The sequence below is a fragment of the Methylophaga sp. UBA1464 genome (genome assembly GCF_002325665.1).
Lineage (GTDB): Bacteria > Pseudomonadota > Gammaproteobacteria > Nitrosococcales > Methylophagaceae > Methylophaga.
This window is the reverse complement of the sequence record NZ_DCSO01000053.1, coordinates 11,291-12,232: the sequence shown is the minus strand read 5'-3', so window position 1 is coordinate 12,232 and position 942 is coordinate 11,291. Positions and strand designations below refer to the sequence as shown.

The window sequence follows — 942 nt, the reverse complement described above, 5'->3', positions numbered from 1 at the left end:
ATTGACCTGAATGATTTCAAAATGGTCAACGATACATACGGCCACCTGAATGGAGACTTGTTATTGATTCTGGTGGCACAACGTATTCGGGAAACAATTCGCGAGTCAGACACAGCCGCCAGACTGGCAGGAGATGAGTTCGCTGTTATTCTCAGTCACAGCAATATTGAAGAAGCCCGACAAGTCACCGACAAACTTCGTCAGCACTTATCAATTATTTACGAACTGAATGAAGGCATCATGTTAACGATTAGTGCCAGTATTGGTATCGCTTGTTACCCGGATGATGGTAAAGATGCCGATGGGCTGATTCTGTATGCCGATAACAATATGTACCATGATAAACGCTCATCCTCGTTGTCTGTTTCTTAAGTCAGACAGAGCATTAAAGACTGATGTAAGCTGATGACTATGAACTCAAAGATTGAAAAACTCGGCCTGCGGCTCAATAAAACCATTGATGGAATAGATCAGCAAGCCAGTAAATGGGTCGCGCGCAGCCTGGATAAACACCTGAGTATTGGCATTACTGGTTTCAGCGGTAGTGGCAAGTCCACTTTTATCACCAGTCTTATTCACCAGCTTAAATATTCCAACCATGCCCATTTAGGTGGTTTCCTGCCTGCCAGAGATGAACGCTTACTCGGTGTGGAGTTACAGGCGTTGGATGATTTGCCTTTGTTTGATTATCAGCAGGGCATCCGGGCATTAGCTGATGATCCGCCACTCTGGCCGCCCTCAACAACGCATATAAGTGGCTGTCGTCTGGTCATTGAATACAAAAAAAAATCCATGTTGCCCACGTTTACCGGAGAGACCCGGCGATTTACCCTGGAGTTGCGTGATTACCCCGGAGAGTGGCTGTTGGATATCGCCATGTTGCAACAGGATTATCGTCAATGGAGTTTGGACACTGCCGCATTATGTTCGAAAGGGATCCGT

At 46.1% G+C, this 942-nt stretch carries 2 protein-coding genes; both read left to right on the top strand.

Annotated elements, in window-relative coordinates:
- On the top strand, positions 1 to 372 hold a 372-nt coding region (locus B3O33_RS06450), incomplete at its 5' end, for a GGDEF domain-containing protein (protein WP_292363222.1).
- A 33-nt stretch (positions 373 to 405) separates the two neighbouring features.
- The coding region (locus B3O33_RS06445) for a YcjX family protein (RefSeq protein ID WP_292363221.1) at positions 406 to 942 on the top strand (537 nt) is incomplete at its 3' end.